General features: G+C 50.7%; 1 pseudogene. It reads left to right on the top strand.

What is annotated here, in order from left to right:
* Positions 1 to 276 (top strand): annotated as a pseudogene (locus tag CBI42_RS11845) (glutamate synthase subunit beta); the annotation flags it as partial.

The raw sequence follows: 276 nt of genomic DNA, 5'->3' as shown, positions 1-276 counted from the left end.
ATGGAATTAGATTTAGGTGACGGTGACCGACGCGAACAAGCGGCCCGCTGTATGAACTGCGGTATCCCGTTTTGTCATCATGGTGTCTTTTATGGTGGTGGCCGTGCCGTCGCCGGCTGTCCGAATGATAATCTAATTCCCGAATGGAATGACTTGGTATACCAGAGCCGTGACCAACAGGCATTTAACCGATTGACCAAAACCAATTACCTGCCTGATATGACTGGAAGAGTTTGTCCGGCACCCTGTGAAGCAGCGTGTGTTCAGGCGCTTAAC

The organism is Streptococcus sp. KR, assembly GCF_002238115.1.
In the GTDB taxonomy this organism is placed as follows: Bacteria; Bacillota; Bacilli; order Lactobacillales; family Streptococcaceae; genus Streptococcus.
The sequence above is the reverse complement of the archived record's forward strand: the minus strand, read 5'-3'. Positions and strand labels throughout refer to the sequence as shown.